Genomic DNA, 15071 nt, shown 5'->3' with positions numbered 1-15071 from the left:
GGTTTGCTAAAATAGCCTTAGCGTTTATTGTTGAGCCCACTCTATTAAGTGTTGATTCTGATTTTAAATGGCCGCTCAACGCTCTTTTGAAATTTGCCGTATAGCCCAAAAGCCACCAAAAATGTTGAAAACTTTTTGGTGGTAAAAAGTGGTAATTTGTGGTAAAAGAAAATTACTTTTACCTATTAAATTAAGCCATAGTCTTATAATGCCGCATTTAACCGGAGAATTTGAATGTAAACTGGATGCCAAAGGGCGAATGATGATCCCTGCGGGCCTCAAAAAGCAGCTTCCTGAAGCTGACGGCGAGGGCCTTATGATCAATCGCGGCCTGGAGAAGTATCTGGTTATTTACACAAAATCCGAATGGGACAAAAGACTTGACGAATTGAGCAAACTTAACGAATATGACCGGCAAAACCTGCGTTTTATTCGGTATTTCACTGGCGGCGCCACGGCTTTGATGCCTGATTCGGCCGGCCGGGTGCTTTTGCCAAAGAGTTTGCTTGATTTTGCCGGCATTGGTAATGATGTTGTTTTAACCTGTGTGTTAAACAAAATTGAAGTGTGGGATAAGGCTGCCCATACCGAAATGATAAATAACGAGCCTGATAATTTTGCCGAATTGGCCGAAGCGGTAATGGGTAGTAAAGCAAGGAGGATAGATGAGTGAGTACCATACACCGGTTATGCTGCAGGAATGCATTGATGGCCTGGCTATAAAAAAGGATGGCACCTATGTGGATGTAACCTTTGGCGGCGGCGGGCATTCGCGCGAGATTATGAAACATTTGGGCCCCGAAGGTACTTTGCTGGCGTTTGACCAGGATACCGATGCTCAGCAAAATATAATTGACGATGAACGCTTTGTTTTTATAGATCAGAATTTCAGGTACCTGAAAAACTTTTGCCGTTTGCACGGTGCTATCCCCGTTGATGGCATACTGGCCGATTTAGGCGTATCATCATACCAGTTTGACCAGGCCGAGCGTGGTTTTTCAATCCGCTTTGATGCCGAGCTGGATATGAGGATGAACCAGGGCGGCGAGCTAACGGCCAAGGATGTGGTAAATAATTATACCGGTGCTGAACTGCACCGCATTTTTGGAGTTTACGGCGAGATTCAGAATGCCAAATCGCTGGCCGAAACTATTGTTACCGCCAGGCTTAATGCTCCAATAGTAACCATAGCCGATTTGAAGAACGCGATTATTAACCGCATCCCAAAAGGGAAAGAAAATAAGTATCTGGCACAGGTTTTCCAGGCGCTGCGGATCGAAGTTAACCAGGAGCTGGAAGCTTTGAAGGAATTTTTGGTACAAAGTGCAGACGTGCTGGCCGTTGGTGGCAGGTTGGTAGTAATGAGCTATCACTCGCTGGAAGACAGGCTGGTAAAAAACTTCATCGCAAAAGGTAAGTTTAGCGGCGAAGTAGAAAAGGATTTATACGGCAATAACCAAAGGCCGCTTGATGCTGTAAGTCGTGGGGCTATAACCGCATCGGCAGATGAAATAAGTAAAAATAACAGGGCAAGGAGCGCTAAATTAAGGATAGCTGTAAAAATATGAGCAATCGTTTCCGTACAGAAATTCAGGAGGAGGAAGAAGAGGCAGAAGAGCTTATTGTTGAGGATAAACCCAAAAAAAGGGAGATCCCCGATAATTTCTTTACGCAATTTTTTACCAAGCGCTTTATTACAAGCGAGAAGGCCACCAGCGCCCTGCCTTTTGTACTGTTCATTGCTTTTTTGGGTATGGTGTATATAGGTAATATGCACCTGGCCGAAAAAACCATCCGCGATATTGATGACCTTACTAAGGAGGTGAAAGAACGCAGCTGGGATTTTAAAACTACAAAAGCCGATATGGCTTTTAAAAGTACATTAATTGAAGTGGCCAAACGTGCCGATACCCTTGGGGTGAGGCAAAGCGTTGAGCCGCCAAAAAAGATAAGGGTGAAGGAGGATAATGATGAAAATTAGGACTAACATATTGCTTAGGGTGTATATTGCCTTTGGCCTTGTTGTGCTTTTTTCGTTCGCGGTTGTGGTACAGCTTTGCCGGGTACAATTTATACAGGGCGCAAAATGGAAAGCCAAAGCAGTAAACATGACAGCCCAGTTCAGGGATGTAGAGGCTGCGCGTGGTAATATTTTTTCGGTAGATGGCAGCCTGTTGGCAACATCGGTACCCGAGTATGAGTTGCACATGGATATGTTGGGTGCAGGCCTTGCCATTGATAGTGTATTTAATGATAATGTAGAGGTGCTGGCGACAGATTTATCGCAATTATATGGCGATAGAACGCCGCGCGAATATGCCAGGTTGCTGCGCGATGCCCGTAAAGATGGCTCGCGTTACCAGCTTTTACGCCGCAGGGTAAGCTATCAGGAGTTAAAAAAGATTCGTGAGTTCCCGGTGTTTAAAAATAGGAAAACTAAAAACTGCCTGATTGTTTTGCAGCAAAACAAGCGCATTTTGCCTTTTCATGCTTTGGCTGCTCGTACCATTGGTTATAAAAACGAAAACATTAAAAACCCGGTAGGGCTGGAGGGGGCTTACTCGTCATACATCAATGGCGAAAATGGCAGGCGCTTAATGCAGCGTATTCCCGGCGGAACGTGGATGCCTGTAAATAATGATGAAGACGAGATACCGGCAAAAGATGGCGCCGATATCATGTCGACCATTAATGTTAACTTCCAGGAGATAGCACAGGCGGCTTTATTAAGGCAGCTGGATTCAAGCGCAGCCGATCATGGCTGTGTGGTGCTGATGGAAGTTGCTACCGGCGAAGTGCGTGCCATAGCCAATTTTACCCGTTCAAAAGAAAATACTTTTAAGGAGAGTTTTAATTATGCCATCAGTAACGCTATTGATCCGGGTTCTACCTTCAAGCTGGTGTCATATATGACCCTGCTTGATCAGCATAAACTGGATACCAATACTATAGTAAATGCTGAGGGCGGTAAATACAAGTTCCCCAAGGGGCCAACCATTACCGATACCGAGCATGACAACTATGAAATGACGGTTAAAAAAGCTTTTGAAGAATCATCAAACGTGGCGGCAGCAAAGTTGGTATATGGTCATTATAAAGATAACCCATGGCAGTTTATCAATAAGCTGTACAGCTATCATTTAAATGATAAGCTGCAGCTGCAAATTCCCGGCGAAGGAAGGCCTGTTATAAAAAACCCGGGCAACCGCAGCTGGAACAAGTATTATACCCTACCCGAAATGGCCTATGGTTATGAAATGAACCTTACCCCGTTGCAAATGCTGGCGTTTTATAATTCGGTAGCCAACAATGGTAAAATGATAGCGCCGATTTTTGTGCGCGAGATCAGGAGGATGGGTAGCACCATTGAGCAGTTTAACGCCAGGGTAATTAATGAAAAAGTATGCTCGGATGCTACGCTTGGTAAAGTAAAAAGCATGCTTGAAGGCGTTGTACAGGAAGGTAATTGTAAGCGCGTAATTAAAAACCCCCGTTATACGGTGGCTGGTAAAACAGGTACAGCCCAGGTAGCCGATGGTACAAAAGGTTATAAGGTAAAAAAATATCAGGCATCGTTTTGCGGTTATTTTCCGGCCGATCATCCTAAATATTCGATGATCGTGGTGGTAAATAATCCCACCCGCGGATCATACCTGGCGGCTAAGGTTGCCGGGCCTATTTTCAGGGAAATTGCCGATAAGGTTTATGCCAATGATATGGAAATAAACCAGCCATCGCCGGTAAGCCTTGTTGGCAATACATCAATGCCTAAGGTAAAGCAGGGCAATTTAAAGGCACTAAAACATGTATATACCAAATTGGGGGTTAAGCCACTATACGCATCGGCAGATGCAGCAGGCAACGGAGTTGATACCAGCAATGGTATACCATTTGAGGATACACGATATAAAGAAGGCACTGTTCCTACAGTAACAGGAATGGGCCTGAGCGACGCCCTGTATGTTTTGGGCAATGCAGGTTATAAAGTAACGGTACGCGGCAGCGGCATGGTAACCACACAATCGGTTACTGGCGGCAGCCTAATACCAAAAGGATCACGCATAACAATTGAACTGCAATGAGGTATTTAAGTGATTTAATAGATGGGTTAGCATTTACCGAGTTACAAGGCAGCGCCGATGTAGAAATTACGTCTGTAGCTTTTGATTCGCGCCAGGTAATTCCGGGGTCGATGTTTGTTGCCGTAAAAGGCACACAGGTTGACGGGCACGATTATATTGACCAGGCTATTAAACAGGGCGCCATCGCTGTTATATGCGAAGATTTACCTGCCCACACCGCGGCCGAAGTTGATTTTTTAATGGTAGCCGATTCGGCTAAGGCATTGAGTTTGGTGGCTGCCAATTTTTACGGTAATCCATCGGCACAGTTAAAGCTGGTTGGCGTTACCGGTACCAATGGCAAAACCACCATCGCTACGCTGCTTTATCAATTGTTTCGCGATCTGGGCTATAAAGCCGGTTTGCTATCAACTGTCGAAAATCAGATTAATGGCCAGGTAATACCATCAACCCATACCACGCCTGATCCTATTGAACTTAACCGTTTGCTGGAAGAGATGGTGACACAAGGCTGCGATTATTGCTTTATGGAAGTTAGCTCGCATGCGGTTGCACAGCACCGGGTAGCCAATTTGCATTTTTCGGGCGGGGTATTTACCAACCTCACGCACGATCATTTGGATTATCATAAAACCTTTGACAGTTATCTGAAGGCCAAGAAAGCCTTCTTTGATGGATTGCCGAAAAGCGCCTTTGCTTTAACCAACAGCGATGATAAGAATGGTAACATCATGCTGCAAAACTCGCAGGCGCACCGCAAAACCTACGGGCTAAAAAGCATGGCCGATTATAAGGCTCGCATCCTGGAAAACCAGTTTGGCGGCCTGTTATTGCATATTGATAATGAAGAGGTATGGTTTAAAATGGTGGGCACCTTTAATGCCTACAACCTGTTGGCGGTTTACGCCACAGCTATGTTGTTAGAGCAGGATAAAGCCAAAACGCTAACCAGCCTGAGCAAACTAACCGGTGCCGAAGGCCGCTTTGAATACATAGTGGCGCCAAATAAAGTAATAGGTATAGTTGATTACGCCCATACACCGGATGCTGTGCAAAATGTGCTGAGCACCATTCACGATATCCGCAAAGGCAACGAGAAGGTAATAACTGTAATAGGTTGTGGCGGAGATCGCGACAAAACCAAACGCCCTATTATGGCCCGTGTAGCCAGCGAATGGAGCGACAAAGTAATCCTGACATCAGACAATCCACGCTCGGAAGACCCTGCCCAGATCATCAAAGACATGATCGAGGGCGTTGACCCGGCGTTTAAACGTCACACAGTGAGCATAGTTGACAGGAGAGAGGCAATTAAAACAGCCTGCATGCTGGCCAATCCGGGAGATATAATTTTAGTAGCTGGTAAAGGGCACGAAAAATACCAGGAATCGCATGGAGTGAAGAACCACTTCGACGATATGGAGGAGTTGGAAGAGCAGTTTAAATTATTGGTGTAGGTGGATGTGCAGATTTCAGATGTGCAGATATGCAGATGAGGGAATTAGATATGCAGATTTCAGATATGCAAATGTGTAGATGAGAGAATTAGATGTGCAGATTTCAGATATGCAAATGTGCAGATGAGGATTCAGATGTGCAGATTTCAGATATGCAAATATGCAGATGAGGAATAGATGTTTGGATTGGGAATTAGTGATTGATGAATTGATAAAATAATGAGTGATAGACCTAACCTGATTGTTGATTTGACTTTCGAGTTTTCTTTAAAGATCATCAGCTTCTCCGAGAAGCTGGAAGCGTTAAGGAAATTCAATATGGCTAATCAACTGTTCAGGAGCGGTACATCAATAGGGGCAAATGTTTGCGAAGCGCAGGGAGCGCAAAGCAAGAGCGATTTTAAACATAAATGTAAGGTAGCTTATAAGGAAGCTGAAGAAACCAGGTACTGGTTGTTGTTATGTCAGAAAGCAGAGAGTTACCCATTTGAACAATCGATGCTTGATGATGTGCAATCAATAGTAAAGGTTTTAGGAAAGATAATTTCCTCGATAAAAGAGTAAAACGTAATTAAATAGAAATAAGAAATTAAAACATAAATCGCAAATCTGCTTATCTCGAATCTGCAAATTATTAATCTGCACATTTGAAATCTGCACATCTGCACATCGCAAAGCCAATGTTATATTATTTGTTTACTTACTTAAATAAAAACTACAACATACCGGGACTCGGGGTATTTCAGTATATCACGTTTCGTACGGCATTGGCTGTAATAACATCGTTGCTGGTTACAACCGTTTATGGTCGTAGGCTGATTGATTACCTGCGTTTTAAACAGGTGGGCGAAACGGTTAGGAATTTAGGTTTGGAAGGCCAGATGCAAAAATCGGGTACACCAACTATGGGTGGGTTAATCATTTTGCTGGGTATCCTGGTGCCTACTTTGTTGTTTGCTAAATTAGGTAACGTGTACATCATATTGATGATAGTTACCACCGTTTGGTTGGGCGCCATTGGTTTCCTTGACGATTATATTAAAGTATTTAAAAAAAATAAGGAGGGCCTGGCAGGCCGTTTTAAAATTGTAGGCCAGGTGGGTTTATCGCTGATAGTAGGCTGGACAATGTATTTCAATACCAATATTGTTATTCGCCAGGAAGTAAAATTGCCGGTAATGGTCAACGCCCCGGTCGATTTTCACCTGAAAAAGAATGTACCGGTATATACTCAGGATATACACTCTACCAAAACTACTATGCCTTTTTACAAAAATAACGAGTTGGATTACGGCAAGGTATTAAAGTTCATCGGCCCAGGATATGAGTATTATGCTTTGGTGGTGTTCCTGTTTTTTGTGATACTCATTGTCACCTTTATATCCAACGGGGCAAACATCACGGATGGTATAGACGGCCTGGCGACGGGTACCTCGGCAATTATTGGTATCACACTGGCCATACTGGCCTATGTATCCGGTAATATCGAAATAGCCGATTACCTGAACATCATGTTCATTCCTAACTCGGGCGAGCTGGTGATCTTCGCCGGTGCTTTTGTTGGTGCGTGTGTTGGTTTTTTGTGGTACAACTCCTACCCTGCGCAGGTATTTATGGGCGATACGGGCAGTTTGGCCATAGGCGGTATCATAGCTGTTTTTGCTATCATGATCCGTAAAGAATTATTGCTGCCGGTGTTATGCGGTGTATTTGTGATCGAGAATATGTCGGTAATTATGCAGGTGGGCTGGTTTAAATACACCAAAAAGAAATTTGGCGAAGGTCGCAGGGTGTTTTTAATGGCGCCGTTGCATCACCACTATCAAAAGAAAGGTTTCCACGAAGCCAAAATCGTAACCCGGTTCTGGATCATCGGGATACTGCTGGCGATAATAACGATAATAACGTTGAAACTGAGATAAAGCCCCCCGACCCCCTAAAGGGGGAGAGAAAAAGCATAGTTTGATAAAAAAAAATAAAAATAGAATGAGCATTAATAACAACATACCCAATCAAAAGCACCCCCTTCAGGGGGTGGGGGGGGCTATTGTTGTGCTTGGCGCCGGCGAAAGTGGTGTTGGTGCGGCATACCTGGCGCAAAAGCAGGGGTATGATGTGTTTGTGTCGGATTTTGGGGCCATTGCGGATAAGTACAAAAAACAACTGGAAGACTGGAATATCAGCTTCGAGGAAAAACAACATACAGAGGATTTAATCCTGAACGCGGTTGAGGTGATCAAAAGCCCCGGAATTCCGGATAAAGCGCCGATTATCAAAAAACTTAAAGAAAAAGGAATTCCGGTAATATCCGAAATTGAATTTGCAGGCAGGTATTGCAACGCGAAGATCATCGGCATAACCGGATCAAATGGAAAAACTACTACCAGCAGCTTAACCTATCATATTTTAAAAAATGGTGGTTTAAATGTTGGGCTGGCCGGCAACATAGGTAAAAGCTTTGCTTACCAGGTGGCTACCGAAAACTTTGATTTGTACGTGCTTGAACTAAGCAGCTTTATGTTGGATGATATGTTTAAGTTTAAGGTAGATATAGCAGTATTGCTAAACATCACACCCGACCATTTAGACAGGTACGATTACAAGCTGGAAAACTACGCGGCATCCAAATTCAGGGTTACGCAAAACCAAACGGCGGCCGACTATTTCATTTACTGCGCAGATGACCCCGAAACCATTAAAGGTATGGCCAACCGGAAATTCGACGCGCAGCTATTGCCTTTTTCTATTGAAAAAAAGATTGAACCGGGAGCATATCTCGATAACGACAATATTGTCATTAACACAAATCAAGAACATTTTACAATGTCAATTCAAGAACTGGCCTTACAGGGCAAGCACAACATTTACAACTCCATGGCATCAGGTATTGTAGCAAGGGTGCTGGAGTTGCGCGAGGGAACGATCAAAGAGAGCATGGGCAACTTTAAAGCCATTGAACACCGGCTTGAATTTGTAGCCAATATATCGGGCATTCGGTTTATCAACGATTCAAAGGCCACCAATGTTAACTCAACCTGGTACGCATTGGAGAGCATGAGCAGTGATATAGTACTGATACTTGGCGGCGTTGATAAGGGCAACGATTACGGAATGCTCAAGGATTTGGTAAAGCAGAAGGTTAGATCGATAGTTTGCCTGGGGAAAGACAACAAGCGTATACACGACGCTTTTGAAGATGATGTGCATGTTATAGTAAATACATTCTCGGCCCAGGAAGCGGCGCAGGTAGCATTTCACCTTGCCGAAAAAGGAGATACTGTATTGTTATCGCCAGCCTGTGCCAGTTTCGATTTGTTTAAAAATTACGAAGACCGGGGAAACCAGTTTAAAGCAGCGGTGAGAGAGCTGTAAGCAGATGTGCAGATTTCAAATTTCAGATGTGCAGATGATAAATAATTAAGATGTTTTGTCCATGGTCCATGGACTATAAACCATGGACAAATAGTAAAGAATTAAACTAAAATGCATAGGATATTAAACAACACAAAAGGCGACCGGTGGATATGGCTGATAGTGATATTGCTTTCTGTTATATCCTTGTTGGCTGTATACAGCTCAACAGGTACGCTTGCTTATAAACGTGGTGTTGGTGTCGAGTCGATATTGATGAAGCACCTGGCTATGGTTGTGGGTGGTATTATGCTGATGTATATTTCGCATAAGCTGGATTACCGGTATTATGCAGGCTTGTCCAAAATCATGATGATCGTGACTATTCCGTTGCTCATCTATACCCTGGTATTTGGTAGCCACATCAACAATGCAAGCCGCTGGATAAATATCCCGCTTGTTGGTTTGAGCTTCCAGACATCGGATTTGGCCAAGTTAGCCCTGATTACTTACCTGGCACGCACCTTATCGCGCAAGCAGGAAAATATCAAGGATGTAAAAGAATCGTTTTTGCCCATTATGGGTTCGGTTTGTTTGGTTTTTATATTGATCGCTTTAGCCAACTTATCAACCGCGCTGATGCTGTTTGGGGTAAGTATATTGCTATTGATCATAGGCCGCATCAGCATAAAACAGATAGCTATTGTATGCGGTGCAGGATTTATATTGTTATTGGGTGTAATATTTTTGGGGCCAAGGCGGCATACGTATGTTTCGCGCGTACAAACCTTCCTGCATCCCGATTCAACCAAAACAGATAAATCATTCCAGGCCGACCATGCCAAAATAGCCATTGCCAGCGGAGGCCTTTTTGGTAAAGGCCCCGGTAACAGCACCGAGCGGAATTACCTGCCCGAATCGTACTCGGACGAAATTTATGCCATCATCGTTGAAGAGTATGGCCTGGTAGGCGGTTTTGCGCTGGTAGGCATTTACCTGTTTTTGTTGTACAGGTGTATAAAAATTATTACCAAGGCGCCCAAGGCGTTTGGCGCATTGCTGGCATGTGGCTTAAGTTTTAGCCTGGCTATACAGGCCTTCGCCAATATGGCTGTGGCAGTAGGCTTGGGCCCGGTAACGGGTGTGCCGTTGCCCTTTGTAAGTATGGGTGGTACGTCGCTGTTGTTCACCAGTGTGGCCTTCGGCATCATACTATCAGTAAGCAGGGATATAGAGGAACCGAAGAAAGTTGTGGTTGGGGAGATAAGTGTGGCTTAGGTCCCTAACCCCCCAAAAGGGGCAACGAAAGTTAAAGAAGTTAACAGGAATGAAAAACGATAGCAAAAACATGAAAGATGCCAATCAAAAGCACCCCTTTCAGGGGGCGGGGGGGGCTTCGCCGCGCATTATCATAAGCGGTGGCGGAACAGGAGGACACATCTTCCCTGCTATTGCTATTGCCAATGCTTTGAAGGCTATCGACCCTAAAACCGAGATCCTGTTTGTGGGAGCCCTTGGGCGGATGGAGATGGAAAAGGTGCCTGCTGCAGGGTATAAAATTATCGGGTTAGATATCCGCGGCATTCAGCGCGATTCTATCTGGAAAAATGTGATGTTCCCGGTTAAACTGGTAGGCAGCGTGCGCAAGGCATTGCAAATTATAAAGGATTTTAAACCAGATGCCGCGGTTGGTGTTGGTGGCTATGCCTCCGGCCCGTTGTTGTACGCGGCGTCGATGAAAAAAATACCATACCTGATACAGGAACAAAATTCCTACGCGGGTATCACCAATAAATGGCTTGGCAAGGGAGCGCAAAAAATTTGTGTGGCTTTTGATAATATGGAGCAGTTTTTCCCTGCCGGTAAAATCATCAAAACCGGTAACCCTATCCGTAAGGATTCGGTAAATATAGCCGGTAAGCACATGCAGGCCTTGGAGTTGTACAAGTTATCAACCTTTAAAAAAACTATACTGATAACCGGTGGCAGCCTTGGCGCACGTACATTAAATAACAGCATTATGGCTGGTTTGGATAAGCTGATAGCTGCCGATGTGCAGATCATTTGGCAAACCGGTAAGTTTTATTATAAAACGATCATCGAAAAACTGGGCGAAGATTATCACCCGGATATTAAGATAAGGGAGTTTTTAACCCGGATGGATTTGGCTTATGCCGCTGCCGATGTTATTATATCAAGAGCAGGGGCGGGCACCATTGCCGAATTATGTGTGGTGAAAAAGCCCGTTATCCTGGTGCCATCGCCAAATGTGGCCGAAGACCACCAGACAAAAAACGCGCTGGCACTGGTGCAGGAAGACGCTGCCATTTTTGTAGCCGACAGGGATGCCGAAGCGAAACTGGTGGATAGAGCGATTGAATTATTGAACGACAAATCATTGCAAAAAAAGTTAAGTACTAACATTGGCAAAATGGCTATGCCAAATGCCGATGAAGTGATAGCTAAAGAGCTTTTACAAATAATAAAATAACAATTAAAGTTATGGTCCTCCTTCTCCCAAAAAGGGGAGGACCTTTTTTAAAAAAACATTAAAATGGAATTACGCGACATACAAAGGGTTTACCTGGTGGGCATAGGCGGCATCGGGATGAGCGGCCTGGCCCGCTATTTCCAGCATTTGGGTTGTATTGTTTGCGGTTACGATAAAACAGTTACCGACCTAACCAACGATTTACACAATGAGGGTATCCAGATTTGTTTTGAGGATAATGCCGATTGTATCCCAATCAGCTTCCAGGAACCATCTGCAGATACACTGGTTATTTATACGCCGGCCATCCCTAAGGATTCGGCTGTGCTTAACTATTTTAAAAATAAAGGGTTCGAGCTTTTTAAACGCTCGCAGGTTTTAGGTCTCATCAGCAAAAGCTCATTCACCATAGCAGTTGCCGGTACGCACGGCAAAACCACTACGTCAACCATGGTGGCGCATTTGCTAAAGGCATCGGGTAATGATTGTTCGGCATTTTTGGGCGGCATATCATCCAACTATCAAACCAATGTGCTGTATGGCAAAAACAATGTAATGGTGGTAGAGGCTGATGAGTACGACCGTTCGTTTTTAACACTGTTCCCGGATGTGGCCATCATCACATCCATGGATGCCGATCATTTAGATATTTATGGCGATCACGAACATTTAACAGAATCGTTTAAGCTATTTGCATCGCAGATAAAAAGCGGAGGTACACTGGTACACAAAAAAGGTTTGCCTTTAGATACCGGCTATACTTATGCCCTGGAAGATGCGACTGCCGATGCGCATGCTGCAAACATCCGTATTGAGGGCGGCGATTTTTATTTTGATTTTATCAATGCCGATATCAGTATCCCCGGCATAAAAATGGGCATTGCAGGTACGCACAATATCGAAAACGCCGTAGCCGCTATCGAAGCTGTTTTGAGACTGGATATCCCGGCCGAATCCATTAAAGATGCGCTGGGATCATTCCGCGGTGTTAAACGCCGGTTTGAATACATAGTGAAAACACCAGGGCATATTTATATTGATGATTACGCGCATCATCCCGAAGAATTGCGGGCCTGTATATCATCAGTAAAAAGGTTATACCCTGATAAAAAGCTGACCGCCATTTTTCAGCCTCACCTGTACACCCGCACCCGCGATTTTGCCGATGGTTTTGCAGAGGTGCTGAGCATGGTTGATGAGCTGATACTGCTGGATATTTACCCGGCCCGCGAGTTGCCTATTGAAGGGGTTACTTCAAATATGCTGCTTAACAAAATGTCGCTGGTCAACAAACGTATACTGAGCAAGCAAGGTGCATTAGATGCGGTTAAAAATGAAAAACCCGAACTGCTGCTAACAGTAGGCGCAGGTGATATAGATACACTGGTACATCCATTAAAAGAGATAATGCAGCATGGATAAAAAACTCATTTGGAAGCGCCTTTTAATAGGATTTGCCTGGGTAATTTGCCTGGGTGGCCTTGTGGTGCTTATGGGTTTTATCGAATCGAAAAAAGCATCGGTGGTTTGCACCGCGGTAAAAGTAAACATTCCGGGCAACCAGTATTTTATAGATAAACAGGAGGTTGACCAGATATTGCAAGCCAACAGCCATACGCTGGTAGGGCAAAAGCTGGAAAATATTAATATCCAGGACCTGGAAAACAAACTAAGGGCAAATCCATTTATTGAGTTTGCAAAAGTATACACCGAAATGGATGGGGTGCTGATGGTTGAGGTGAGCCAGCGCCAGCCAATTTTAAGGGTAATGAACCATTATGATATGGATTTTTATATCGATCAGCATGGCTTAAAAATTCCGCTGTCGTCAAACTTTACCGCAAGGGTATTGGTTGCCAATGGTTATATCGATGAGTTGTTTACCAATCACGTTGATTCATTGCATACCCAGCTGGCGAAGGATTTATATAAAACGGCCGATTTTATTCGCCGGGATTCATTATGGGATGCCCAGGTAGCGCAGATATATGTGAATACCGACCGCGAGATTGAATTGATACCAAGGGTAGGGAGCCAGCGGATTTTAATAGGTAATGCCGACTCGCTAAATGTAAAACTAAGGAACCTGCAAGCCTTTTATAAACAGGTGTTGCCGCACGTGGGCTGGGATAAGTACCGCACCATTAATATTAAATACACCAACCAGGTAATTGGTGTAAAAAACCAACTGACAAAAGCAGATTCGGCCAAAATGAAGGCATTAAAGCTGGATTCGCTTAAAATGAAAAAGGATACATCTCAAATAAAAATGTAATATGGACAAAAGCTCAACACAAGAAAAAAGTTCACCAATTGTAGTAGGATTGGATATCGGGACTACTAAAATATGCGTCATCGTTGGTCGCAGGAGCAAGAATGGAAAGATTGAGGTATTAGGAATTGGTAAAGCAGAATCTGCGGGCGTAACCCGTGGGATGGTTTCAAATATAGATAAAACCGTACAGGGTATTACCCAGGCGGTTGATATTGCCGGTGCGCAATCAAATGTTGATATCAAGGTGGTATTTGTAGGTATTGCCGGTCAGCATATTAAAAGCTTGCAGCACCGCGGCTTAATAACCCGCCGCGATTTGCAGTCGGAGATAAGCCGCAAGGATATCGATAAACTGATTGAGGACATGTACAACCTGGTAATGCCTCCGGGCGAGGATATTATTCATGTGTTGCCGCAGGAGTTTACGGTTGATAACGAGCCTGGGATTAAAGACCCTATTGGCATGGCAGGCGTACGTTTGGAAGCCAACTTCCACATCATATCCGGCCAGGTTACGGCTATTAAAAATATTGTAAAATGCGTTAACAAGGCCAACCTGGATAGCCAGGACCTGATACTGGAGCCATTGGCATCTTCTGAATCTGTTTTGAGCGAAGAGGAAAAAGAAGCCGGTGTTGTTTTGGTTGATATTGGCGGTGGTACTACCGATGTGGCCATTTTTCATGAAGGCATAATCCGCCATACTGCCGTTATCCCTTTTGGGGGTAACAGTGTAACCGAAGATATACGCGAAGGCTGCTCTGTAATGCGCAACATAGCCGAGCAGTTGAAGGTAAGGTTTGGATCGGCCCTGGCTGATGAGAACAAAGAAAACGAGATTGTTTGTGTACCCGGTTTACGCGGCCGCGAGCCCAAGGAGATAAGCGTTAAAAACCTGGCTTACGTAATACAGGCCCGCATGGAAGAAATTGTGGAGCACGTATACTACGAAATAAAATCATCTGGCTACGAGAAAAAGCTGATTGCCGGCATAGTAATTACAGGTGGTGGCGCGCAGCTTAAACACCTGCGCCAATTGGTAGAGTTTGTTACCGGTTTAGATTGCCGCGTGGGTTACCCAACCGAGCATTTGGCCAAGAATGAAGTGCTGCCAAAAAACATTTACGAAGAGCTGCAAAGCCCAACGTTTGCAACCGGTATAGGCCTTTTGATAAAAGGTATCCAGAAAACGGAGTACATGAGTGTAGATGTGCCGGTTGAAAAAGCCCAAAAAACCAAGTTTGAGGGTAAAGGAAAAGAGGGTGGTTTATTTGACAGGTTGTTAAAGAAAAGCATCACCTTTATTAAGGATGATATAAACGATGAAGACTTTTTGAAATAATTATACACAATAGTTAAGATTTTCCACATTGTAGACATTTGTGGAAAACTCTTGTGGAAAAAGTACTATTATT

The 15071-nt window shown here is 44.2% G+C and carries 13 protein-coding genes; all 13 read left to right on the top strand.

Going from position 1 to position 15071, the window contains the following annotated elements:
* The first annotated feature begins 208 nt into the window (after nucleotides 1-208).
* The 13 genes from mraZ to ftsA all read left to right on the top strand — a co-directional run bounded on the left by mraZ (nucleotide 209) and on the right by ftsA (nucleotide 14998).
* Nucleotides 209-673 (top strand): division/cell wall cluster transcriptional repressor MraZ, encoded by a 465-nt coding sequence (gene mraZ / locus PQ469_RS22765; protein ID WP_090652428.1) that lies wholly within the window; start codon nucleotides 209-211, stop codon nucleotides 671-673.
* Nucleotides 666-1568 (top strand): 16S rRNA (cytosine(1402)-N(4))-methyltransferase RsmH, encoded by a 903-nt coding sequence (rsmH, locus tag PQ469_RS22760; RefSeq protein ID WP_274209718.1) that lies wholly within the window; start codon nucleotides 666-668, stop codon nucleotides 1566-1568. The genes mraZ and rsmH overlap by 8 nt, the downstream gene beginning before the upstream one ends.
* Nucleotides 1565-1981: an FtsL-like putative cell division protein gene (locus PQ469_RS22755; protein ID WP_274209717.1), complete on the top strand. Its 417-nt coding sequence runs from the start codon at nucleotides 1565-1567 to the stop codon at nucleotides 1979-1981. The genes rsmH and PQ469_RS22755 overlap by 4 nt, the downstream gene beginning before the upstream one ends.
* The gene (locus PQ469_RS22750) at nucleotides 1968-4082 is read left to right on the top strand and encodes a penicillin-binding protein (protein WP_337993745.1); all 2115 of its coding nucleotides are present in this window, start codon (nucleotides 1968-1970) and stop codon (nucleotides 4080-4082) included. Before PQ469_RS22755 ends, PQ469_RS22750 begins: the two co-directional genes overlap by 14 nt.
* Nucleotides 4079-5539, top strand: a complete 1461-nt coding sequence (locus PQ469_RS22745) for a UDP-N-acetylmuramoyl-L-alanyl-D-glutamate--2,6-diaminopimelate ligase (RefSeq protein ID WP_090652424.1) — start codon at nucleotides 4079-4081, stop codon at nucleotides 5537-5539. The genes PQ469_RS22750 and PQ469_RS22745 overlap by 4 nt, the downstream gene beginning before the upstream one ends.
* Before the next feature lie 219 nt (nucleotides 5540-5758).
* Nucleotides 5759-6103, top strand: a complete 345-nt coding sequence (locus PQ469_RS22740; protein ID WP_274209716.1) for a four helix bundle protein — start codon at nucleotides 5759-5761, stop codon at nucleotides 6101-6103.
* Nucleotides 6104-6219: 116 nt separating this feature from the next.
* Nucleotides 6220-7461: a phospho-N-acetylmuramoyl-pentapeptide-transferase gene (gene mraY / locus PQ469_RS22735; RefSeq protein ID WP_274209715.1), complete on the top strand. Its 1242-nt coding sequence runs from the start codon at nucleotides 6220-6222 to the stop codon at nucleotides 7459-7461.
* A 64-nt stretch (nucleotides 7462-7525) separates the two neighbouring features.
* Nucleotides 7526-8911 carry a UDP-N-acetylmuramoyl-L-alanine--D-glutamate ligase gene (gene murD, locus PQ469_RS22730; RefSeq protein WP_274209714.1) on the top strand — a complete coding sequence of 462 codons (1386 nt, stop codon included), beginning with the start codon at nucleotides 7526-7528 and terminating at the stop codon, nucleotides 8909-8911.
* 111 nt (nucleotides 8912-9022) lie between these two features.
* On the top strand, nucleotides 9023-10168 hold the full coding sequence (locus PQ469_RS22725) for an FtsW/RodA/SpoVE family cell cycle protein (RefSeq protein WP_274209713.1): 1146 nt from the start codon (nucleotides 9023-9025) through the stop codon (nucleotides 10166-10168).
* Nucleotides 10169-10238: 70 nt separating this feature from the next.
* Complete coding sequence (murG, locus tag PQ469_RS22720; RefSeq protein ID WP_274213841.1) at nucleotides 10239-11381, top strand: undecaprenyldiphospho-muramoylpentapeptide beta-N-acetylglucosaminyltransferase; 1143 nt, start codon at nucleotides 10239-10241, stop codon at nucleotides 11379-11381.
* A 63-nt stretch (nucleotides 11382-11444) separates the two neighbouring features.
* A complete protein-coding gene (gene murC / locus PQ469_RS22715; RefSeq protein WP_274209712.1) occupies nucleotides 11445-12803 on the top strand; it encodes a UDP-N-acetylmuramate--L-alanine ligase in 1359 nt (452 codons plus the stop codon).
* Nucleotides 12796-13656, top strand: a complete 861-nt coding sequence (locus tag PQ469_RS22710) for a cell division protein FtsQ/DivIB (protein ID WP_274209711.1) — start codon at nucleotides 12796-12798, stop codon at nucleotides 13654-13656. Before murC ends, PQ469_RS22710 begins: the two co-directional genes overlap by 8 nt.
* Before the next feature lies 1 nt (nucleotide 13657).
* Nucleotides 13658-14998 (top strand): cell division protein FtsA, encoded by a 1341-nt coding sequence (gene ftsA, locus PQ469_RS22705; RefSeq protein WP_090652416.1) that lies wholly within the window; start codon nucleotides 13658-13660, stop codon nucleotides 14996-14998.
* Nucleotides 14999-15071: the final 73 nt, after the last annotated feature.

The sequence above is a fragment of the Mucilaginibacter sp. KACC 22773 genome (genome assembly GCF_028736215.1).
Lineage (GTDB): Bacteria > Bacteroidota > Bacteroidia > Sphingobacteriales > Sphingobacteriaceae > Mucilaginibacter.
Note: the sequence above shows the minus strand (reverse complement) of the source record. Positions and strands in the feature narration are given on the sequence as shown.